Source organism: Curtobacterium sp. MCBD17_032 (genome assembly GCF_003234855.1).
GTDB lineage: Bacteria > Actinomycetota > Actinomycetes > Actinomycetales > Microbacteriaceae > Curtobacterium.
The window spans coordinates 45,714-65,981 of record NZ_QKTO01000006.1; the positions used below are offsets into that span (position 1 = coordinate 45,714).

At 73.1% G+C, this 20,268-nt stretch carries 17 protein-coding genes and 1 pseudogene; 6 read left to right on the forward strand and 12 right to left on the reverse strand.

From position 1 onward, the window contains the following. Positions 1 to 6 precede the first annotated feature (6 nt). The gene (locus DEI91_RS10125) at positions 7 to 1,872 is read right to left on the reverse strand and encodes a sugar-binding domain-containing protein (protein WP_111052184.1); all 1,866 of its coding nucleotides are present in this window, start codon (positions 1,870 to 1,872) and stop codon (positions 7 to 9) included. Positions 1,873 to 1,924: 52 nt separating this feature from the next. On the opposite strand from DEI91_RS10125, the gene DEI91_RS10130 reads away from it, so the two are divergent. Next, positions 1,925 to 2,950, forward strand: coding sequence for a LacI family DNA-binding transcriptional regulator (locus DEI91_RS10130; RefSeq protein WP_111052185.1), 1,026 nt, complete (start codon positions 1,925 to 1,927; stop codon positions 2,948 to 2,950). Positions 2,951 to 2,983: 33 nt separating this feature from the next. Here DEI91_RS10130 and DEI91_RS10135 read toward each other — a convergent pair whose 3' ends face one another. Beyond that, positions 2,984 to 3,772, reverse strand: a complete 789-nt coding sequence (locus tag DEI91_RS10135) for a TetR/AcrR family transcriptional regulator (protein WP_111052186.1) — start codon at positions 3,770 to 3,772, stop codon at positions 2,984 to 2,986. Positions 3,773 to 3,858: 86 nt separating this feature from the next. Between DEI91_RS10135 and DEI91_RS10140 the strand changes: the two genes are divergently transcribed. Continuing rightward, the gene (locus DEI91_RS10140; protein ID WP_111052187.1) at positions 3,859 to 4,716 is read left to right on the forward strand and encodes an NAD(P)H-binding protein; all 858 of its coding nucleotides are present in this window, start codon (positions 3,859 to 3,861) and stop codon (positions 4,714 to 4,716) included. Positions 4,717 to 4,745: 29 nt separating this feature from the next. Here DEI91_RS10140 and DEI91_RS10145 read toward each other — a convergent pair whose 3' ends face one another. The 7 genes from DEI91_RS10145 to DEI91_RS10175 all read right to left on the reverse strand — a co-directional run bounded on the left by DEI91_RS10145 (position 4,746) and on the right by DEI91_RS10175 (position 12,917). After that, positions 4,746 to 7,148: a glycoside hydrolase family 31 protein gene (locus DEI91_RS10145; RefSeq protein WP_258374378.1), complete on the reverse strand. Its 2,403-nt coding sequence runs from the start codon at positions 7,146 to 7,148 to the stop codon at positions 4,746 to 4,748. 52 nt (positions 7,149 to 7,200) lie between these two features. Next, the gene (locus DEI91_RS10150) at positions 7,201 to 8,097 is read right to left on the reverse strand and encodes a carbohydrate ABC transporter permease (protein ID WP_111052188.1); all 897 of its coding nucleotides are present in this window, start codon (positions 8,095 to 8,097) and stop codon (positions 7,201 to 7,203) included. Further along, complete coding sequence (locus tag DEI91_RS10155; RefSeq protein WP_110825937.1) at positions 8,094 to 9,050, reverse strand: carbohydrate ABC transporter permease; 957 nt, start codon at positions 9,048 to 9,050, stop codon at positions 8,094 to 8,096. The genes DEI91_RS10150 and DEI91_RS10155 overlap by 4 nt, the downstream gene beginning before the upstream one ends. Before the next feature lie 43 nt (positions 9,051 to 9,093). After that, complete coding sequence (locus tag DEI91_RS10160; protein WP_258374379.1) at positions 9,094 to 10,404, reverse strand: ABC transporter substrate-binding protein; 1,311 nt, start codon at positions 10,402 to 10,404, stop codon at positions 9,094 to 9,096. Positions 10,405 to 10,495: 91 nt separating this feature from the next. Next, positions 10,496 to 11,155 carry a hypothetical protein gene (locus DEI91_RS10165; RefSeq protein WP_111052189.1) on the reverse strand — a complete coding sequence of 220 codons (660 nt, stop codon included), beginning with the start codon at positions 11,153 to 11,155 and terminating at the stop codon, positions 10,496 to 10,498. A 66-nt stretch (positions 11,156 to 11,221) separates the two neighbouring features. Further along, positions 11,222 to 12,034 carry a fructosamine kinase family protein gene (locus DEI91_RS10170; RefSeq protein WP_111052190.1) on the reverse strand — a complete coding sequence of 271 codons (813 nt, stop codon included), beginning with the start codon at positions 12,032 to 12,034 and terminating at the stop codon, positions 11,222 to 11,224. Positions 12,035 to 12,068: 34 nt separating this feature from the next. Next, positions 12,069 to 12,917: a LysR family transcriptional regulator gene (locus DEI91_RS10175; RefSeq protein WP_111052191.1), complete on the reverse strand. Its 849-nt coding sequence runs from the start codon at positions 12,915 to 12,917 to the stop codon at positions 12,069 to 12,071. Between the two features lie 70 nt (positions 12,918 to 12,987). On the opposite strand from DEI91_RS10175, the gene DEI91_RS10180 reads away from it, so the two are divergent. After that, positions 12,988 to 13,920: a DMT family transporter gene (locus DEI91_RS10180; protein WP_111052192.1), complete on the forward strand. Its 933-nt coding sequence runs from the start codon at positions 12,988 to 12,990 to the stop codon at positions 13,918 to 13,920. Positions 13,921 to 13,932: 12 nt separating this feature from the next. Here DEI91_RS10180 and DEI91_RS10185 read toward each other — a convergent pair whose 3' ends face one another. After that, complete coding sequence (locus tag DEI91_RS10185; RefSeq protein ID WP_111052193.1) at positions 13,933 to 15,279, reverse strand: MFS transporter; 1,347 nt, start codon at positions 15,277 to 15,279, stop codon at positions 13,933 to 13,935. 162 nt (positions 15,280 to 15,441) lie between these two features. Here DEI91_RS10185 and DEI91_RS10190 point away from each other — a divergent pair, with 162 nt between their 5' ends. Further along, on the forward strand, positions 15,442 to 16,311 hold the full coding sequence (locus DEI91_RS10190; RefSeq protein WP_111052286.1) for a UbiA family prenyltransferase: 870 nt from the start codon (positions 15,442 to 15,444) through the stop codon (positions 16,309 to 16,311). A gap of 80 nt (positions 16,312 to 16,391) precedes the next feature. On the opposite strand, the pseudogene DEI91_RS16915 reads toward DEI91_RS10190, so the two are convergent. Continuing rightward, positions 16,392 to 17,168 (reverse strand): annotated as a pseudogene (locus DEI91_RS16915) (alpha/beta fold hydrolase). Positions 17,169 to 17,218: 50 nt separating this feature from the next. Between DEI91_RS16915 and DEI91_RS10200 the strand changes: the two are divergent. After that, positions 17,219 to 17,632, forward strand: a complete 414-nt coding sequence (locus DEI91_RS10200) for a MarR family winged helix-turn-helix transcriptional regulator (protein WP_110825943.1) — start codon at positions 17,219 to 17,221, stop codon at positions 17,630 to 17,632. Positions 17,633 to 17,691: 59 nt separating this feature from the next. Further along, positions 17,692 to 18,858 carry a N(5)-(carboxyethyl)ornithine synthase gene (locus tag DEI91_RS10205; RefSeq protein WP_111052287.1) on the forward strand — a complete coding sequence of 389 codons (1,167 nt, stop codon included), beginning with the start codon at positions 17,692 to 17,694 and terminating at the stop codon, positions 18,856 to 18,858. Between the two features lie 186 nt (positions 18,859 to 19,044). On the opposite strand, the gene DEI91_RS10210 is transcribed toward DEI91_RS10205, so the two are convergent. Continuing rightward, positions 19,045 to 20,244 (reverse strand): NAD(P)/FAD-dependent oxidoreductase, encoded by a 1,200-nt coding sequence (locus tag DEI91_RS10210; RefSeq protein WP_111052194.1) that lies wholly within the window; start codon positions 20,242 to 20,244, stop codon positions 19,045 to 19,047. Between the last annotated feature and the right edge of the window lie 24 nt (positions 20,245 to 20,268).

The following is a 20,268-nucleotide window of genomic DNA, read 5'->3' on the forward strand; positions in this document are numbered from 1 at the left end:
GCCCGGTCACTGCCCGGTGACGGCCCGACGGATCTGCTCGATGGGGACCTTCGGCGACCGGTCGGCGTTGAGCAGCCCGTTCGTCTCCTGCATCGTGTCCGTCAGCTGCGTCCAGCACGAGCCGGCGAGGAACGTGCTGGCACGGACGGCGTCGTGCAGCGCGGTGATGCGCTCGACCCAGTCGTCGCCGTCGGTGGCGGTCGTGTAGCCCCAGCCCTCCTCGCGGCGCCCGCCCGACTGGTGACGCACCCCGCCGAACTCGGTGAGCATCACCGGCTGCCCCTGGTCCACCGCGCCGCCGACGAACTGCGGGTGCCCGGACGGGGCGAGCCCCTCGAGGGCACGGGTGCGGGCGGTGTCGTCCGCGTACGTGCGCGCCAGCACCGCACCGTCGCCCTCGTAGTCGTGGATGGTGACGATGTCGGTGTCCTGCTGCTCCCAGCCGTCGTTCCCGATCACCGGGCGGGACGGGTCGAGCGCGCGGGTCAGGTCGACGAGGGCGCGGGAGTACGCCTGCTGCGCCGGGTCGGACACGACGTGCTGGATGCCCCACGACTCGTTGAACGGGACCCAGGTGACGATCGACGGGTGGGACGCGTCCCGCTCCACTGCGGCGGTCCACTCCGCGGTGAGGCGGCGCACTGCGGTGGGGGAGAACTCGTACGCGGCCGGCGCCTCGCCCCACACCATGAGGCCGAGGCGGTCCGCCCAGTGCAGGAACCGCGGGTCCTCGATCTTCTGGTGCATCCGCGCGGCGTTGAACCCGAGCGCCTTGATGAGCTCGACCTCCTGCCGGTGCGCGAGCGGGTGCGGTGCGGCGAGGTGCGACTCCGGCCAGAACGCCTGGTCGAGCACACTGCGCACCGGGTACGGCGCTCGGTTGAGCAGGAAGCGGCCGCCGCCGACACCGACGCTGCGCATGCCGAGGTAGCTCGACACCGCGTCGAGCACCCGGCCGTCGCGGTCGACGAGCGTGAGCACGGCGTCGACGAGGCGCGGGTGCTCGGGGGACCAGGTCAGCTCGTCCTCGGCCTGCCCGTTGCGCTGCCGGGCGACGGGCACCGTCACGTCGAGGGTCGGCCGGCTCGCAGTCGCGTCCCAGTCGGTGGTGCCGAGGTCCTCGTCCCGTTCGTCGAACCGCAGGGCGACCCGGAGCCGAGCACCGGCGGGGACGCGCCCCCGGAAGCGGACGGTCAGGGCGGTGGTGGTGGGGCCGGCCGGCGACCACCGGAGTGCGCTGATCGCGGTGGCGGGCACGGCCTCCAGCCAGACCGGCTGCCAGATACCGGTCGTGCGGCGGTACCAGATCGCGTGCGCGTCCTCGTGCCAGTCCTGCTTGCCGCGGGGGAGGGTGACGTCGGCCGGGTCGTCCTCGGCGCGCACGACGAGCAGGTGGTCGCCCGCGCCGTCGAGGGTGTCGGCGAGCAGCGCCGTGACGTCGAACGAGAACGGCGTGTGTCCGCCCTCGTGCTCGCCGACGAACCGGCCGTCGATCCACACCTGGGCGCGGTGGTCCACCGCGCCGAAGTGCAGCACCAGGCGGGGACGCGCGGTGCCGTGGCCGGCGGCCTCGAGTTCCGCCCGGCCGATGGTGCGGGCGTACCAGACCACCGGGTGGAACCCCGGGTCGCCGATGCCGGACGCCGGGGACTCGGGCGGGAAGGGCACGGTGATCGTCCGGGGAGCCGGGAGGCCCGCGGCCCACCCCGAGTCCGCCCCGCCGTCCTCGTCGTCGTACCGGAAGGACCAGGTCCCGCTCAGGTCCGTCCAGTCCCGGCGCAGCATCTGCGGTCGGGGGTAGCGGCCGTCCTGCCGACTCGCGAGGGGCAGGTCGGTGACGTCGACGGGGGCCGGGGAAGCGACGGTGCTCATGGTCGAGCAATTTACAGCGCTGTAAAGGCAGCGTCAACGGTACGGTGAGCGCGTGGGCCAGGTCACGCTGCAGGACGTCGCGGAGCACGCCGGCGTCTCGATGAAGACCGTGTCCAACGTCGTCCGCGGGTACCGGCACGTCAGTGACGCCATGCGGGAGCGCGTCCAGCGGTCGATCGACGAGCTCGGGTACCGGCCGAACGTGTCCGGACGCAGCCTCGCCACCGGGCGCACGAACATGCTCGCGTTCGCCTTCCCCGACCTCCGCCGTCCGTACTTCGCCGAGCTCGCGCACGTGTTCTCGCGCGTGTGTGCCGACCGCGGGTACCAGCTCCTGCTCGAGGAGACCGCCGGAGCGCCCGGTGGCGAGCTCTCCGCCGTCCGCGGGCGTGAGGCCGGTGTCGTCGACGGGGTCGTCATCCATCCGCAGGTCCTCACCCCGGCGGAGATCGACCGTGCCCGCGGGGACACCGCCGTCGTCTTCCTCGGGGAGGACGTCCGACCGCCGGGCGCGGACCTCGTGGCGATCGACAACGTGCTCGCCGCGGCCGAGGCCGTTGCGCACCTCGCCGCCCTCGGGCGACACCGCATCGGGTTCCTCGGGCACGAGGTGGGCGAGCAGTCGCGCACCTCCGCCTTCCGCATGGAGGGGTACCGGGACGGACTGGCCACGGCCGGGCTGCCGTTCGACCCGTCGCTGTGCGTGCCGCGCGAGGTCGGCGACGCCCGCGGGGCCGAGCAGGCCTTCGGCCGAGCGCTCGACGACGGCCTGTCCATCGACGGGTTGCTCTGTCGGGACGACCTCGCCGCGGTCGGCGCCCTCCGCGCGATGCGGCTGCGCGGGCTCGAGGCTCCGCGGGACGTCGCAGTCGTCGGGTGGGACGCCATCGGGCTCGCCGCGAGCCTCGTGCCGAGTCTCACCTCGGTCGCGCCGGACACCGTCGCGCTCGCCGAGGCGACCCTCGACCGCCTGCAGGAGCGCATCGCGGGGCGGCCGGGCGAGGGTCGCGCGGTGACGGTCGGGCACCGGATCCTGGTGGGGGAGAGTGCGCCCTACCCGGACGGTTCGGTCGACTGACCGGAGGCTCCGTCCGGGCTCACCGGGAGGCGATCAGTCCTCGTCGTGGCCGGGTCCGCCCGGGTGGCCGGGTCGGCCCTGGTGATCGGTCCGGCCGTCGTGGTCGACGATGCGGTCCAGCCACTCGGCGAAGACCGATCGTTCAGCCGGCGACAGGGCCGCGAGGTCGGGGGCGACCGACCGGAGGGTCAGCGCGGCGGTCCGGGTCGCCCCCGTCCCGTCGACAGAGGCCTCGGTCGGCTCGGGGGTGCAGATCTGCGCCAGGACCGCCGCGAACGCGGCGTCGGCGACGGCGGGGTCCCGCGCGCCCTCGGGGTCGGCGAGCATGGTGAGCACCGCGCCGGTGCCGGCCGCGTGGATGAGCCGGACGGCGTCGCGTTCGCGCACCACGAGCCTCCCGGCCGCTGCGACGCGCCGCAGTCGTTCCTCGAGCAGCCGGAGTCCCGCGGCGACGGCCGGCGAGCCGCGGCCCCGACGCGGGTCGCTCATGATGACGAAGAGGTCGGGGTTGTCGAGCCCGAACCCGATCGTCAGGTCCCACCCGGTGCGGAGGTCGGCGACAGGGTCGACCGTAGGGTCGGCGGCGGCGGAGACCGCAGCGGCCTTCGTCCGGCTGAACTCGGTCATGGCGTGTTCCGCGACGGCGTCGAGCAGCCCGTCCTTGTCGCCGAACAGGCGGTAGATCGTCGGCGGTTGCACCGCCGCCCGGTCGGCCACCGCACGGGTCGTCACGCCTGCGGCCCCGTCCTGCCGGAGGAGCGCTGCGGCGGCGGTCACGATCCGGTCGCGGACGTCGGCACGAGGGGTGGCGGTTTCGGGCACGGACCAACGATAACAACGTCTTGCTACCGGTGTGTTTCCGATGGTATCTTCCAAGCGTTACCAATGGTTCGAACGAGGAGACATCGATGATCACCATCACCGGAGCGACCGGCGCCTTGAACGGTGCGACGACCGACCACCTGCTCGAGCGCCTCCCGGCGTCGGACGTCACCGTCGTCACCCGTGACCCGGCCCGGGCGGCACGCTTCGCCGAGCAGGGCGTCACCGTCCGGCAGGGCGACTACGACGACCCCGAAGGACTGCGAGCCGCCTTCGCCGGTGCGGACCAGCTCCTGCTCGTCTCGTCGAACGACCCCGTCGGTGACACGATCGGCCAGCACCGCAACGCGGTCGACGCCGCGGTGGCCGCCGGGGTCGGACGGATCCTCTACACGAGTCACCAGGGAGCCGGTGTCGGCTCGCCGTTCCTGCCGGCCCAGCACCACGCCGCGACCGAGGACATGCTCGCCGCGTCCGGCCTGCCGTGGACCTCGCTGCGGAACGGCTTCTACGCGCACAGCATCCAGTGGATGACCGGACCGTGGCAGGCCACGGGTGTCGTGTCGGTACCGGCCGACGGGCCGGTGTCCTGGACCGCCCGCGAGGACGCCGCCGAGGCCGCCGCGCAGATCCTCCTCGCGGCGGAACCCCTCGACGGCCCGGTGACGCTCACGGCGAGCGAGGCACCGACGTTCGAGGACCTGGCACGGACCGCCGCAGCGGTGTCCGGTGCCCCGGTGCGTTCCGAGGTCGTGGACGAGGACGAGTGGGTCGCCCGCGCGGTCGCCGGCGGACAGGACGAGCGCATGGTGCGCTTCCTGCTCGGCATGTACCAGGCGGCGGCGCAGGGTCGGTTCGCGGGCACGGACCCGCTGCTCCGCGACCTGCTCGGGCGCGAGCCGGTCAGCGCGCGGGACGTGCTCGCCGGCACCGTGACGGCCTGAGGGTCCGCCCGCCCGGCGCCGGTCCGTCCTCAGCTCGCGTCCGGCTGCACGCTCCCCAGCAGCTCGACCAGGGCGCTCCGCAGGGAGTCCGGCAGCCCGACCGTCTCGAGCTCGACGATCCGGTCGGCGCGCGGCACGTCGCGGTCCACGACCTCCCACGCGGTGAGCTTCTCGGGGTTCCCGGCCTGGGCACCTTCGAGCAGCTCCCTGGCGGCGTCCCGGGCGTCGACACCGACCGACGGGGGACCGGCCAACGTGAGGACCGCGCCCTCGTCGGTGGGGACGTCGAGGTCGACCGAGAACCGGTCGGGCCGGACCTCCGCGGCCTCCTGGCCTGCGGCCGGCGACCCGAGGAAGGTGATGCGCCACCGTCGGCGGACCGGGACGACGTCGACGTCGCCGTCCGCGGGGGCGATCCGGAACGAGGCGGTGTCCCGGTCCCAGGTGAGCGTCGTCCGACAGGCGCCGGACGCCGCGGGGCCGCCGGCGTCCGGTTCGTCGGCGTCCGGTCCGGCGGTGCCCTCGCGGTCCTCCACGAGCGTGAAGGTGCCGGAGGCCCCGGGCGCGACGAGCACCTCGAGCGCGGCCGGGTTCACCGTCGCGTCGACCTCCTCCGGTGCGGCGAGCGGCAGGATCCCGCCGGCCCGCAGCAGCACGGGGATCGTGTCGAGCGTGCGGTGGAGGTCGACGAAGCGGTCCCCGGCGTAGGTGGTGCCGGTGAACACGTCCGTCCAGGTCCCGGCCGGCAGCCAGGCCCGGGCGCGCCCACGCAGGGTCACCGGGTCACGCGGTTCGACGATCGGGGCGACGACCAGCTCGGTACCGAAGGCGTACTCGTTCGGGACGCGGTACGCCTCGTCCCGGTGGGGCTCCAGGTGGTACATCGGCCGGACGAGCGCGGTGCCCGCCGCGGCGAGGTGGTTCATGGTGTGCAGGTACGGCACGAGCCGGTGGCGGAAGCGCAGGGCGTCGCCCATCGCCGCCCGCGGTTCGGCGGGGAAGACCCACGGCTCCTTGCGGATGAAGGGGTTGTTCGCCGAGTGCAGGCGCATGATCGGCGAGAACACGCCGAACTGCACCCACCGCGTCGCGAGCTCGTCGTCCCGGACACCGCGGGTGTGCCCGCCGATGTCGTGACTCCACCACGGGTAGCCGATGTTCGCGGCGGTGGCCGTGAACTCCGGCTGGAACGCCAGGGATGCCCACGAGACGACGGCGTCCCCGGAGAACCCGACGGCGTAGCGGTGGCTGCCCGGTCCGGCGTAGCGGGAGAACGTCATGCCGGCACCGCCGTCGCGGGCGGAGTCGAGCAGGTGGAAGTGGTTGAGCACCCAGAGCGGGTCGACCCCCGGGACGGAGGACGTCCGGCCCTGCTGCCAGTCGATCCACCAGAAGTCGACGCCCTGCTCCTCGAGGGGACGGTGCAGGACCTCGAAGTACGCGCGGAGGAAGTCCGGGTCGGTCGGGTCGAACGGGATCGCCTGCTCGGTGTCCGGATCGACGCCCATCGCCGCGGCCATCGCCGGGTAGGCGTCCTCGAACGCCCGGACGCCGTCCGCGGGGTGCAGGTTCAGCGTCGTGCGCATCCCGCGCCGGTGCAGCTCGGCCAGGAACGCCTGCGGGTCGGGGAAGAGCGAGGGCTCCCACGAGTAGCCGGTCCAGCCGTTGCCGAACCGGGGCGGCACGGACTCCGCCCGGTGCCAGTCCATGTCGATCACGGCGACGGAGAACGGCAGGTGCTCCTCGTCGAACCGGTCGAGGAGGGCCAGGTACGACGCGTCCGAGTACGGGTGGTAGCGGCTCCACCAGTTGCCGAGCGCCCACCGGGGCATCAGGGTCGGCGGCCCGGACACCGCGTGGAACGCCGCGAGCGCCGCGGCGTAGTCGCGCCCGTACGCGAAGACGCTGACGTCCCGCCGACCGGGGACCCGGCTGCCGACCCAGCCGTCGTCCTCGAACAGGAACGACTCGCTGTCGTCCAGCATGACGATGCCGTCGCGCGCCAGGACGCCGGACTCGAGCGGCATCCGCCCGTCCACGTCGTCGAGGGTGCGTCCGGTGCCACCCAGGTCACGGGCCTCCTGGCCGTAGCGCCAGCGGTTCGCGTCGGGTCCGGAGGTCTCGACGACCAGGCCGGCCGACGAGAACGGCCGCCCGTCGTACCGCAGGGTCGCACGGTCGGTCGTCACCTCGACACCTGCGCCGCGGCGCAGCACCGTGTACTCGGGTACCTCGAGCCGCCGGCGTACGGCGAACGTCGAGGCACGGTCCTCGAAGCCGCCGTCCTCGCTCCACTCGACCCGGAACAGGCCGTCCTGCAGGACCGTGACCCGCCAGTGGTCGCCGTGCACGACGGCCTCGGGGGAGGCGACGGGGTCGGATCCGGGGAAGGGGCGGATGGTGGGCAGGGGGCCGGGAGGGGGTGTGGTCACGCTGGTGGTCCTGTCTCGGCCGTTCCGGCCGGTGTCGGTCTGGAGGCTCGGTTCAGCTCTTGACGGCGCCCTGCGTCACGCCGCTGATCACCCAGCGCTGCGCGAACAGGTAGACGATGACGGTCGGCGCCATCGCCATGAGGTACGAGGCGAACGCCACGTTGTAGTTCGTGCCGAACTGGCTCTGGAAGATGTTCTGCACGACGGGCAGCGTCTGCAGCCCCGGGTCCGCGGTGATGAGCGACGGCATCATGAAGTCGTTCCACGAGGCGAGGAAGGCGAAGATGCCGACGGTCGCGTTCATCGGTCCGAGCAGCGGCAGGATGATGCGCCAGAAGATCTGCCACGTGGACGCGCCGTCGATGCGGGCGCTCTCCTCGAGTTCGACCGGGATGGAGCGCAGGAACGCCGAGTAGAGCAGCACGCTGAACGACAGCTGGAACATGGCGTGCAGGATCGCGACGCCGATCGGGTTGTCGAGCGAGATCATCGCGGTGAGCTTGATCTGGGGGAGCGCCACGACCGGGAAGGGCAGGAACATCGCCGCGAGCAGGTACACGAAGGACCAGCGGAAGAAGCGGCGGTGCCAGTTCCGGACGATGGCGTACGAGGCGAACGAGCTGAGCAGCAGCGTCGCGACGACGGTGAGCGCGGCGACGCCGAGCGACACGGTGAACGAGACCGGGAAGCGCGTGAGCGCCCACGCCTCGGCGAAGCTCGCCGGGTTGAACGGGGTCGGCAGGGACAGCGCGTTGCCGTCGACCGCCTGCCCGCTCGTCTTGAACGCCATCGCGACCGTGACGTACAGCGGGACGAGGACGGTGAGGGACGCGAGCGCCAGGATGACCGTCAGCGGCCAGTTGACCCGCTCGAGGCGGCGGCGACGCGGCTTGTCGGGGGCGGTGCGGGCGGCTGCGGTGGCCGGGGACCGGGTGTCGATGGCGCTCATGCGAGTCGGAGGTTCCTTCCGCGCGTCACTGCGAGCTGCAGGACCGAGATGAGGACGGTGATGATGAAGAAGACGGTCGCGTTGGCCATCTGGTAGGCGTAGTCACCGCTGGTGAAGCCGGTGAAGATCGTCATCGCGACACTGCTCGTCGCTGAGCCGGGGCCGCCGTTCGTCAGGCCGACGATGACGTCGTAGGCGCCGAGGTAGCCCTTCACGCCGAGCACGGTGTTGATGACGATGAAGCCGCCGATGAGCGGCAGGGTGATCGACCGGAGCTGCTTCCACGTCCCGGCGCCGTCGAGGGAGCTGGCCTCGTACACGTCGGCCGGGATCGAGGTGAGTCCGGCGGTGTAGATGAGGAGCGCGCCCGGGATGGTCTGCCACGCCGAGACGATGACGATGGCGAGCCACGCCAGGTTCGGGTCGCCGAGGATGCTCTGCTCGAGCGGACCGAACCCGACCGAGGTGGCCAGGGCCGGCAGCGTGTTCGAGAACAGGTAGTTGAAGACGTAGGCGACGATGATGCCCGAGACGACCATCGGGATGACGAACACCGACCGGAGGCCCGCGGCGAACCGGACCCGCTTGGACAGGGCGATGGCGAGCGACAGCGCGATCGTCTGCGTGACGATGACGGTCACCACCGCGAAGCCGAGCGTGAACCCGTACGACCCGAGGATCGCGGGGTCGGACACGAGCGCGCGGTAGTTCTCGATGCCGAGGAAGTGCCACTGCCCGAACCCGAGGTAGTCCGTGAAGCTGTAGAAGATGCCGACGCATGCCGGCGCGACGACGAACGCCGTGAACAGCACGAGGGCGGGCACGAGGAACAGGTAGTACATGCCCTCGGTGCGGTGCAGGGAGCCGACGCGGCGGTGGACGCGGGTCGCTGCGGTGGCGGGGCCGGGACGGGGGTCCTCGGTCTCGGGGGTCAGGGGGGTCTGCATGGTCATGATCGCTCCTGGGGTCCGGTCCGGCTGTTCCTGGTCGCGCCGGTCAGACCGTCGCCGAGCGGCCGGCGAGTCGTCGCCAGTCGGTGTCGAGCCGCCGCAGCATCGAGTCGAAGTCGCCGCTGCGGATGGCGGTCTGCAGGTAGTTGCCGAGCGGGATGGAGGTCGGGATGAAGGTGCCCGCGCCCTGGTAGAACGCGCCGTCGTCGACGTACTGCTGCAGTCCCTGGATGCGCTCGTCGGTCTGCGGGGCGGCGTCCTCGGTGGTCGAGAACGCCAGGTTGTCGAGGTTGTAGGCGTTGATCACGTCGGGCTGCATGAGGAACTCGACAAGCTCCTGTGCCTGCTCGAGGTGCGGGGTGGTGGTCGGGATCCAGAGGCCGAGGTCGATGTTGACGCGGGCCTTGCGGTCGCCCGGGTCGTTCGAGACCGGCAGGGCGAAGGTCCCGACGGGCAGGTCCTCGTCGACGAGGGCGATCTGGCTGAGGGCCCACGGCCCCTGCAGGTACATCGCCGCCTTGCCCTGTCCGAAGGCGAGGTTGCCGTCCGCGTAGGACCGGGTGGCGTGGTCGGGGTTGAAGAACGACGAGATCGTCTTCGCGCGCTCCATCGGCAGGGCGAAGTCCTTCTCGAACGACACCTCGGCGTCCGGCCCGACGTCGGTCCCGAGGGCCTTCATCTTCCGGAAGAACGATCCGGTGTCGACCAGGCTGCCGACCGAGTAGTCGAACAGACCCTGCCAGAGGGTCCAGGTGTCCCGGTCGGTCGCGTACACCGGGGTGATGTCGGCCTGCTGCAGCGCGGTGCAGACGTCGACGAACTCGTCCCACGTGGTCGGGACCGGCAGGCCCTGCTCGTCGAAGATGCGCTTGTTGTAGATGACGCCGGCGGCCGCGAGCGAGAACGGCAGCACGCTCGTGCGGTCCTCGTACTTCGCGTACTGGTTCGTCAGGCCGTCGATGCTCTTCCGGACCCGTCCGGCGGACGGCAGGTCGCTCAGGTCGCGGAGTACACCGCGCTCGATGTAGCGCGCGAGCTCCAGGTTGTCGTTGAAGCAGCCGACGTCGGCCGGCTCACCGCGGACGAACTGCGGGGCGATGGCGACGGTGCTGTCGTGCACGACCCGCACGCCGCGGTTCTCGCGCTCGAAGCGGCTGAGCAGGTCGTCGAAGTAGGCGATGACCTCCTGCTTCTGCTCGTAGAAGCGCAGGGTGCTGCCACCCGCCGCGGTGCTGCCCGCAGACGGGGCCGAGCACCCGGCGAGCGCGAGTGTGCCGAGCCCGAGCCCGCCCACCGCGCCGGCGAGGAACCCACGCCGACTCAGTGCCGTCCGTGCCGTCGTGCTGCCCATGCCCATGGTCACTCCCTTTCGCGCTCCGTCGCGCCAGCCCAGTTTTACAGCGCTGTAAACGCAAAGTCAACGCTGAGGTGGCGTGCTGCGGGGTGGTTCAGTCGCGGGCGTGCTGGCGCTCGTGTCGCAGGGACCGGACGGCACGCATGAGGTCGTCCTGCTTGCGGGCGCTCGCGCCGATGGGTGACCCCAGAGTCGGGCGCGCGACCACGCCGAGCCGCCCGGCGTCCGTGACGACGGCGAGCGACCACGCGCTCTGCCCGAGGCCGGTCTTCCGCTCGTCGGGCTCGACGTCGTGGAGGTCTGCCCACCCGATCGTGACGACGGGTCCGGGCTGGTCGGGTGTCCATGCGCGCAGCCCGAGGTCGTCCACCGTCCAGAGCGTCGGTCGGTCCCGACGTCGGGAGGGGATGCCGAACGCGGCGAGGTCGCCCCGGAGGTTCGTGTGGACCGGCAGGAACAGGCGCGGCTGCTCGTGCCACGCGCGAGCACGCTGCACCGCGGCACGGTCGCGGCGCCGGTACCGGGCGGTGCCGATGCCGAGGGCGACCGCCGCGAGCAGGAGGAACCAGGGCAGCAGGAACGACCGCGAGGCCCGGCCGTCACCGGTCCCGGTTCCACCGGGGTGCGCCAGCTCGAGCGCGACGCCGGCGAGCCCGAGCACGCCGAGCACCGCGACGGCGAGGACGGTCTTCCAGACCGGCGGGAAGACGCCCTCGCGCAGTCGCTGCATCCAGGGCTCGGGGACGGAGGTCATCGGTCCAGCGTGGCAGCGGCCCGGCCGCGCGTCCGGGGCGGGCGCGATCCGGGCCTCCCGGAGGGGTCAGGCGTAGCGGCGGGCGGCGCGCAGCGCGGCGTCGGTGTACGAGCCGCCGAACAGGAACACGTGGAGCAGGAGCGGGGCGAGCTGGTGCAGGGCCACCCGGTCCTGCCACCCGGGGGCGAGCGGCGACTCGTCGTCGTACGCGGCCAACACGGTCCCGAGCTTTGGGAGGCCGAAGAGCGCCAGCAGCGCCAGGTCCGTCTCCGCGTGACCGCCGTGCGGGGTCGCGTCGATGAGCACGGCGCCGGTCGGTGCGTCCGCCTCCCGCGGCCAGAGCACGTTCCCGGCCCAGAGGTCGCCGTGCAGTCGGGCCGGACCCTCCCCGACGAGCGCCGGCTGCGGGGACCCGAGCGAGCCGTCCTCCAGGCGGCCGCAGACCCGCTCGAACACGGCGGCCTCGGCACCGTCGTACCCGCCGGCGTCGACGATCCGCTCGACGAAGTCCCGGATCCGGTACTCGGCGAAGAACGCGCCCCAGGACGTCGGCGCCTCGGGCGCGGGGACGAACGGCGTGCGCGAGCGGCCCATCCGCAGCGGGCCGTTCGACGGGAACCCGGGCGACGGCGCTCCCCAGTGCGCCGCGCCCGCGGCGTGCGTGTGCGCGAGGGAGCGGCCGAAGCGCGCCGCCTGTGCCCGGGTCGGTGACCCGTCGGCGATGAGCTCGAGCTCGAGCAGCGTCGGGTGCGGGCGCCCCAGGACCCGCGCGACCCGGGTGCCGCCGGCGTCCTCGGCCTCGGCCAACCAATCCAGACCGGCGGCCTCGGCGGCGGCCTCGTCCGGGTCGGTGAAGGTCTTCGTGTGCGTGGCGGCCATCACCCCATCCTGCCGACGACGGGCGACCCTGGGTTCAGACGGCGTCGACCAGGGCCCGGGCGAGCGGGTGCCACGGCCGCGAGGACGGCCCGCTCAGCACCAGGGTCCGCTGGTAGCCGGGCGTCACCGGCAGCATGACGAGGTCCGGCGGCAGCATCACCCGTCCGAGCGTCGGCACGATCGAGACGCCCTCCCCCCGTTGGATCATGCCGAACATCGTGCTCATCTCCCGCACGCGGTGGGCGTAGCGGAAGGGTTGTCCGGCCCGCTCGTGCATGCGCTGGATCTGGTGCTCGCAACCGCCGCCACCCGCGACGAGGCCGTCCTCGTGCAGGTCGTCGAGGGTCAGCGCCGGGAGGTCGGCCAGCGGGTGGTCGCGGCGGACGACGGCGGCCATCTCGTCCTGCGCCACGACGATCCCGCCGTCCGGCACCACGGTCGGGTCGACGAGCACGGCGGCGTCGACCGTGCCCGCCTCGAGCCACTCCGGCATCTCGTCGTCGTCGCCCTCGTAGACCTGCACGTCGACGTCCGGCAGCGTCACCGCCCACACCTCGCGGAGCCGGGGGAGCAGCCCCTGGCACACCGTCGGGACGGCGGCGAGGCGCACCGTGCCGCGGGCCGGGGCGGGCCGGACCACGGCCTCCAGGGCGTCGACCGAGGCGAGCACGCTCCGGGCGTGGCCCAGCAGCCGGTCGCCCAGTGGGGTGGCCGCGGCGGCGGCGCCCCGGAGCACGACGGGGCCGCCGACCTCGCGCTCGAACCCGGCGACGGCATGCGAGACCGCGGACTGCCCGACGCCGAGCGCGAGCGCCGCCGCGGTGAAGGAGCCGGCGTCGACGATGGCGACGAACGCGCGCAGTTGGGGGAGCGAGACGGTCATGCGGTTCCTTCATGAGTGCATGAGCAGCATGCGTTTGCCGCATGCCGTCGGTTTCCCGAGACTAGGCCAGGTGAACGCCCTCCTCTACGTCCTCGTCGCCCTCACGTGGGGATCGAGCTTCTTCTTCGCGAAGATCGGACTCGAGGGCCTGGCGCCCCAGCAGGTCGCCACGGTCCGGACGGTGCTCGGTGCGGTGACGCTCGTCGTCGTGCTGCTCGCCACGCGTCGTCGGTGGCCGCGGGACCGCCGGCTGTGGGCGCACCTGTTCGTGGTCGCGGTGTTCCTCAACGCGGTGCCGTCGTCGCTCATGGCGTGGGCCGAGCAGACCGTGCCGTCCGGGCTCGCGAGCATCTACAACGCGACGACGCCGATCATGACGCTGCTCGCCCTGGCCGTGCTGGTGCCGACCGAGCGCCTGAGCCGCCGGCAGGTCGGCGGGATCGTTCTCGGAGTCGTCGGGGTCCTCGTGCTCGTCGGCCCGTGGGACGTGCTCGGCGACCCGGAGGTCCTGGCGAGCGTGCCGGGCCAGGTCGCGCTGCTCGGCATGACGGCGTCGTACGGCATCGGGCTCGCCTGGCTCCGCCGCTCCGCCGTCGGCGGCGGGATCGACCCGACCACCGTCGCGACCGTCCAACTGACGCTCGCCGCGGCCCTCATGCTCCTGGTCGCGCCCGTCATCGCGGCCGGTCCGGTGCAGCTGGACTGGAGGATCGGAGGCGCGATGGTCGCGCTCGGTGCCGTCGGCACGGGGTTGGCCTACGCGTGGAACACACGGCTGGTGGGTGCGTGGGGCGCCGGGCGGGCCTCCACCGTGACGTACCTGACGCCGGTCGTCGGGGTCGCGCTCGGCGTCCTCGTGCTGGGGGAGCCGCTGCGGTGGAACGAGCCGGTGGGTGGGCTCGTCGTGCTCCTCGGCATCGCCCTGGCGTCCGGGCTGCTCGGGGCGCGGCGCCGGACCGCTCCGGCACCGACCGGGGAGTCACCCGCGGTGGCGGGCCGCTGAGGAGCTCGCGCGTCAGCGAGCTGCGGCGGACGGAGTCCGCTGCCGGAGCGGCTGCGTGCTGGTGTCGTGCAACCCCCTGCCGGTCGTCTCCGGCGCCATGACCTGCGAGAGCACCCCGCCCGCCACGCAGACGGCGGCCGCGATGAGCATGCAGGCGCCGATGCCGATGGTCGAGATGCCGACCGGCAGCAGGAACGTGCCCGCCGCCGCCCCGATGCGACTGCACGCGGCGGCGAACCCGACGCCGGTGGAGCGGACCTCGGTCGGCAGCACCTCGATCGGGTAGACGGCGGTCAGGTTGCCCTGCACCGCGTTCATGAACGAGAACGCCGCGAAGCACAGCACCACGACGACGCCGGGTGCGGAGCCCCAGAGCCCGACGACCGCGAGGGCCACGGCCATGATCCAGAACGGCGGGATGAGCTGACGCCTGCGGCCGAGTCGTTCGATCGTGAGCATGCCGACGAGTGCCCCGACGGCCGCCATCGCGTTGACGGTGATCGTGCCCGCGGCCTCGTCGCGCAGCTGCAGGGACTCCAGCACCGTCGGGGCGAACGTGAAGATCGCGAAGTACGGGGCCACGTTGCACGCCCAGAACAGCGAGATGAAGGCGAGACGCTGGCGGTTCTCCTTCGCGAAGAGCACCCGGTAGCCACCGGACTTCTGCTCCTCCGCCGCGTACTGCTCGTCACGGAAGTACGCCTCGCCGCCGAGGTGCGCGGTGACGATCGCCCGCGCCTCGTCGACCCGACCGCGGGCGAGCAACCACCGGGGCGATTCCGGGAACCCGATCCGGGCGATCGCGGTGACGACGGCCGGCAGTGCGCTCGTCACGAGCACCAACCGCCAGCTCAGCCCGAACGCGTCGATCATCACGTAGGCGGTGACGACGGCGAGCAGGTACCCGCCGTACCAACACACGAGCAACCCGGACAGCCGCCGGCCGCGGTCCTTCGCGGGGGCGAACTCGGCGAGCATCGCGGCACCGATCGCGTACTCCGCGCCGATCGCGACGCCGAGCAACACCCGGACGACGAACAACTGCCACCCGTCGGCGACGACGGCCTGCGCGGCTCCGAGGACGATGAACGCCAGCACGTCGATCGTGAAGACGCGTTTGCGGCCGAACCGGTCGGTCAGCCACCCGGCGAGCGGCGCACCGATGAAGATGCCGATCAGGGAACTCGCACCGATGAGTCCGGCGAGCACCGGGTCCAGGCCGAGCGCCACGGTGATCGCGGGCAGGGCGACACTGATGACGCCGAGGTCGAACCCGTCCAGGCCCTCGCCCCACGCGCAGGCGAAGGTCATCCGGCGCAAGAACCCGCGCCGACCGGCCGGGATGCTCGTCGTGGTCATGGTGCTCCTCCCGCGTGCGGCCGGCGGTCGACGCCCGTCGGACCGTAGACCGGAGGTGCTCGTGTGCGCGTCCAGGATGTCCGGCGGGGCGGTCGACCGTCGCAGCGCCAGGTGGCAGGGCTCGTGTCGTCCGGGCGGACGCCGGCTCCGTACGCTGGCACGGTGACCCCTCCGCGCAGGCCCTCGACCGTCCGCCTGCTGTTCGCGTCCTCGCACCCCGGCCCGACCTTCACCGTCACGGTCCTCGCCACGGTGCTCGCCGCCGCGGTCGGGCACCCGGTGGGGACCGTCGTGCTCGTGGCGCTCGCCGTGGTCGCCGGGCAGCTCTCGATCGGGCTCGCCAACGACTGGATCGACGCAGACCGCGACCGAGCCGTGGGGCGGAGCGACAAGCCCGTGGCTCGTGGGCTCATCGCCGTGTCGACCGTCCGCGCCGCCGCCGTCGTCACCGCGGCCGTCGCCGTCGTGCTGTCGCTGTTCCTCGGACCCGTCGCCGGGGTCGCGCACGTGCTCCTCGTCGCCGCCGGGTGGGCGTACGACGCCGGCCTGAAGCGCACGGTGTGGTCGGTCGCGCCGTTCGTCGTCGCCTTCGGGCTGCTCCCCGTCGTCGCGATCACGGCGGGGCCGGACGGGAGCTGGCCCGCCGCGTGGGCGATCGTGACCGGTGCGGTGTTCGGCGTCGCGATCCACTGCACGAACGTGCTGCCGGACCTCGTCGACGACGAGGCGACCGGGGTGCGCGGCTTCCCGCACCGGCTCGGCCTGCACGCGTCCGGGGTCGTCGCGTTCGGTTCGCTCGTCGTCGCGGCCGTCCTGGTGCTCGTCGGCCAGCTCGGCGGCGACGACCCGGTCCGCGGGGTCGGCGCTGTGCTGGCTGTGCTGGGTGCGGTCGTCGTGGTCGTCCTGGCAGCGGTCGGGGTGCGACTCGTGCTGACCGGGCCGCCGACCCGCACGTTGTTCCGCCTGGTGATCGCGTCGTCGCTCGTGCTCGTCGTCGAGCTCGGCTTCGCGGGAGCGGCCCTGGCGGCCTGAGCCGCGGCCGCGGCCGCGGCCGCCGCCGCCCCACACCAGCCCCATGGCGAGACCGACGCCAGCGTTTGCGGAGCGCCCGATCAGGACCGGCGCAGGAACGGGTCGACGACCGCCCACGTCGCTTCCGGAGCCTCCAGGTGCGGGAGGTGCCCGGCCGCCGGGACCTCGACGAACTGCGCATCGGGAACGGCTGCGGCGACGGCCCTGCCGTACGCGGGCGTGACGACGCGGTCACTGGCACCCCACACGACGAGGGTCGGGACGTCCACCGCCCCCAGACGGCCGAGGAGCGTCGGGTCGCTCATGCTCGTGCCGGCGACGGCAGCCATGGTGCGGCCGTTCGCCTGCTGGACCACGCGCTGCTCGTCGGTGGAGCCGGCCGGGTCCCGGTACCCGCGCTCGGGGTCGTGCCACGCCACCTCGGCCAGTCCGCGGGCGTCGAGGGCGAAGAAGTCGGCGATCGGCTCACCGTCCACCACGACGCCGACGCCGTCGATCACCACGACGGCTCCGATCCGTCCGCGGTACCGGTCGTCCGCGGCCGCCTGGGCGGCCATCTCGAGGGCGACTCACCCGCCGATCGACGAACCGATCAGGACGACGTCGTGCTCGTCGCGGTCGACGAGGTGGTCGAGGTACGCGTGCGCGAGGTCGGCGACCGAGGCGATGGCCTCCGGCCGGGCGGTGCCGTCCCAGCCGGGGTGGGTCGGCGCGACGGCGTGCATGGTCGCCGCGAGGTGCCCGACGATCGGTGCGACGGTCTGCGGGCCACCGCCGCCGTGGAGGACCAGGGCGATCCGCGCGGCGGGGTCGCCGCCCTGGTCGACGGGGAGGTCAGTGGGGAGGGTGCTGGTCATGGTCCGCCTGTCTCAACATGTTGATCTAACGATGTTGATACCGTAGCACCATGGCGACGGACCTCGAACTCCTCGGACAGATGCTCAAGCGAGCGCAGTACCGGAACCACCGGACGATGGACGCTGCGCTCCGCGACGTCGGGGTCAGCCTCGTGCAGTGGGACGCGCTCCGTGCGGTCGACCGGATGCCCGGAGCCTCCGGCCACGACCTCGCCGTCGCCACGTTCCAGAGCGACCAGGCGTTCGGCACGCTCGCGACACGGCTCGTCGAACGCGGCCTCATCGAACGGTCGGCGGGACTCGGGCGCCGTCTCGTGCACACCCTGACGGACGCCGGCCGCGCAGCGCTCGACGACGGCCACGCGATCGCGGTCCACGTGCTCGACGAGCTCTTCGCCCCGTTGGACGACGCGGGTCGGCGCCACCTGGAGCGCGCGCTGGCTGCTCTCACCGCGGCGGAGTGAACGGCATCTCCGCAACCGGGTCCGCGGGGCCCTCGACCGTGCTGGCCGTACAGTGCACCATGACCGAAACCACGCCGACACCCCACCTGCTCCGGCTCGGGGTGCTGGCTGTCTCCCGGAAGGCCGACGAACGTCGCCTGCCGATCCACCCCGCGCACGTCGAACGCATCGACCCCGACCTCCGCGCCAGGATGGTCCTCGAGCGCGGGTACGGCGACCGCTTCGGCGTCCCGGACGAGCAGCTCGAACCCCTCGTCGGAGGGATGGCCACGCGTGCGGAGGTGGTCGCCACCGCCGACGTCGTGCTCCTGCCGAAGCCCCAGGCATCGGACCTCGCCGACCTGCGGGACGGCCAGGTCCTCTGGGGGTGGCCGCACTGCGTGCAGGACCAGGCGCTGACGCAGCTCGCGATCGAGAAGCGCCTGACCCTGATCGCCTGGGAGGCGATGAACCACTGGCGGGCCGACGGCGGCTTCGGCCTGCACGTCTTCCACAAGAACAACGAGCTCGCCGGGTACTGCTCGGTGATCCACGCGCTGCAGCTCTGCGGCTCCACCGGGGACTACGGGCGTCGGCTCACCGCCGTCGTCATCGGTTTCGGCGCCACCGCCCGTGGGGCCGTCACCGCCCTCAACGCCCATGGCATCCACGACGTCCGCGTCCTCACGAACCGCGACATCGCCGCCGTCGGGTCGCCGATCCCGTCCGTCGACATCCTGCAGATCGAGCACGACGAGGACGCACCGACGGGGAGCACGGTCCGGACCCGGGACGGCTCGGTCCCGCTTGCGCCGTACCTGGCGCGGAACGACATCGTCGTGAACTGCACGCTCCAGGACCCGAACGCGCCCCTGACCTACCTCCGCACGGAGGACCTCGAGGCCTTCCGCCCGGGCAGCCTGGTCGTCGACGTCTCGATCGACGAGGGGATGGGCTTCAGCTGGGCACGGCCGACGTCGTTCGCCGAGCCCATGGTCACCGTCGGCGGGTCGACGAACTACTACGCCGTCGACCACAGCCCGTCACTGCTCTGGAACTCGTCGACGTGGGAGATCAGCGAGGCGCTGATGCCGTTCCTCCGGACGGTGATGTCGGGTCCGTCGGCGTGGGCGGAGTCGGACACGATCCGTCGGGCGATCGAGATCGAGCACGGGCAGGTCCGCAACGAGGCGATCCTCGCCTTCCAGGGCCGCGCGGCCGCCTACCCGCACGCGGTCACCGGCTGACGGCGGCGTCTGCTCGGGACGCCTCGGTGGCTCCGAGACGACGCCACCTCCCGCGGCGTCCCGACCACTCGGTGGCGTCCCGCTCGGACGGGCCCGTCTCGCAGGCCCGTCTCGCCGGCCCATCTCCCCGGCCCCCGGATGGACGTGTGGTCGAACGGACGGGAGGCCGGACGGACGGGAGGTCGACTACGCCCAGGCCATCGCGTACAGCCGGGCCAGGGCACGCGCGGTCGGGAGCGCCAGGACGGACCGGAGCAGCACCTCCCGGCCGACGCCGACCACGCCGGGGACCGCGCGCCCGAGGGCCATGTTGGCCTCCGCCTGCCGTCCGGCCCGTCGTGCGGCGGCCTGCCGCCGACGCGCGTACGCCGGCCACGGCCCGGCCGCTCCGGTGCGGACGGCCTCGGCGAGGACCGGGGCGAGGTCGGCCGCGTCCAGCCACCCGAGGTTCATGCCCTGCCCGCCGATCGGGCTGATCTCGTGGGCCGCGTCGCCGACCAGGACCACCCGGCCGGCGCCGACGCGGTCCGCGGTGCGGCGACGCACGCGGAAGGCGCTGAGCATCGAGCAGGTGGCGGGGTCCGGCGCGACACCCGTGCGGTCCCGCACGATCGCCGCCAGCCGGGAGGCCCGGTCCGCCTCCGGCGCGTCGGCTGCGGTCGTGGTGGCGCCCGGGTCCGCCAGGGCGTCGTCGTCCCGGAGGAGCGCGACGTACCGGCGGCGGCCGTCGGGGAGCGGGAACGACTCGACCACGCCCGCCGCGCCGACGTCGACGAGGGCGGCCGAGCGGGCGTCCGCGTCCTCGGGATCGGCGAAGTCGCCCATCACGTAGCGGTCCGGGTAGTCCCGGCCGGTCGTCCCGATGCCGAGCAGGTCGCGGACCAGGCTCCGGGCGCCGTCCGCGCCGACGACGAAGGACGGGCGGATGCCGACCGGTCGGCCGTCGCGGTCGGTGCCGGTCGCGTCGACGTGGTCGCGGTGCCGGGTGAGCCCGACGAGTGCGGTGCCGGTCCGGAGCGCTCCGGGAGCGCCGTCCTCGAGCCGGTCGCGGAGCAGCACCTCGGTCCGGTGCTGGTCGAGCGTCGCCACGTACGGGTGCGTGTCGGACGCGCCGGCGAACGACAGCGTGCCGAGGACCCGACCGCGGCTCCGGGCGACACCGGTCCGGACGAGCACCGCCTCCGCGAGCACCGCGTCGGCCAGTCCGACCTCCGCGAACGCGTCGAGCGACGGCGGGTGGATCCCGATCGCCCGCGAGCCGACCGGGTCGGTGGTCCGGCGCTCCCAGACCTGCACCGTCGTGCCCCGGGCGGCCAGGAGCGCGCCGAGGAAGAGGCCGACCGGTCCACCGCCGACGACGAGGACGTCCGTGGTGTCCGTGGTCACGCGCCGAGCCTACGCATGACCGGA

What these genes read in the sequence shown, in the direction of transcription:
- DEI91_RS10125 (WP_111052184.1), bottom strand. Translation starts at nt 1,872, where the DNA reads ATGAGCACCGTCGCTTCCCCGGCCCCCGTCGACGTCACCGACCTGCCC.
- DEI91_RS10200 (WP_110825943.1), top strand. Translation starts at nt 17,219, where the DNA reads ATGGCGACGGACCTCGAACTCCTCGGACAGATGCTCAAGCGAGCGCAG.
- DEI91_RS10160 (WP_258374379.1), bottom strand. Translation starts at nt 10,404, where the DNA reads ATGGGCATGGGCAGCACGACGGCACGGACGGCACTGAGTCGGCGTGGG.
- DEI91_RS10205 (WP_111052287.1), top strand. Translation starts at nt 17,692, where the DNA reads ATGACCGAAACCACGCCGACACCCCACCTGCTCCGGCTCGGGGTGCTG.
- DEI91_RS10155 (WP_110825937.1), bottom strand. Translation starts at nt 9,050, where the DNA reads ATGACCATGCAGACCCCCCTGACCCCCGAGACCGAGGACCCCCGTCCC.
- DEI91_RS10140 (WP_111052187.1), top strand. Translation starts at nt 3,859, where the DNA reads ATGATCACCATCACCGGAGCGACCGGCGCCTTGAACGGTGCGACGACC.
- DEI91_RS10150 (WP_111052188.1), bottom strand. Translation starts at nt 8,097, where the DNA reads ATGAGCGCCATCGACACCCGGTCCCCGGCCACCGCAGCCGCCCGCACC.
- DEI91_RS10170 (WP_111052190.1), bottom strand. Translation starts at nt 12,034, where the DNA reads ATGGCCGCCACGCACACGAAGACCTTCACCGACCCGGACGAGGCCGCC.
- DEI91_RS10165 (WP_111052189.1), bottom strand. Translation starts at nt 11,155, where the DNA reads ATGACCTCCGTCCCCGAGCCCTGGATGCAGCGACTGCGCGAGGGCGTC.
- DEI91_RS10185 (WP_111052193.1), bottom strand. Translation starts at nt 15,279, where the DNA reads ATGACCACGACGAGCATCCCGGCCGGTCGGCGCGGGTTCTTGCGCCGG.
- DEI91_RS10175 (WP_111052191.1), bottom strand. Translation starts at nt 12,917, where the DNA reads ATGACCGTCTCGCTCCCCCAACTGCGCGCGTTCGTCGCCATCGTCGAC.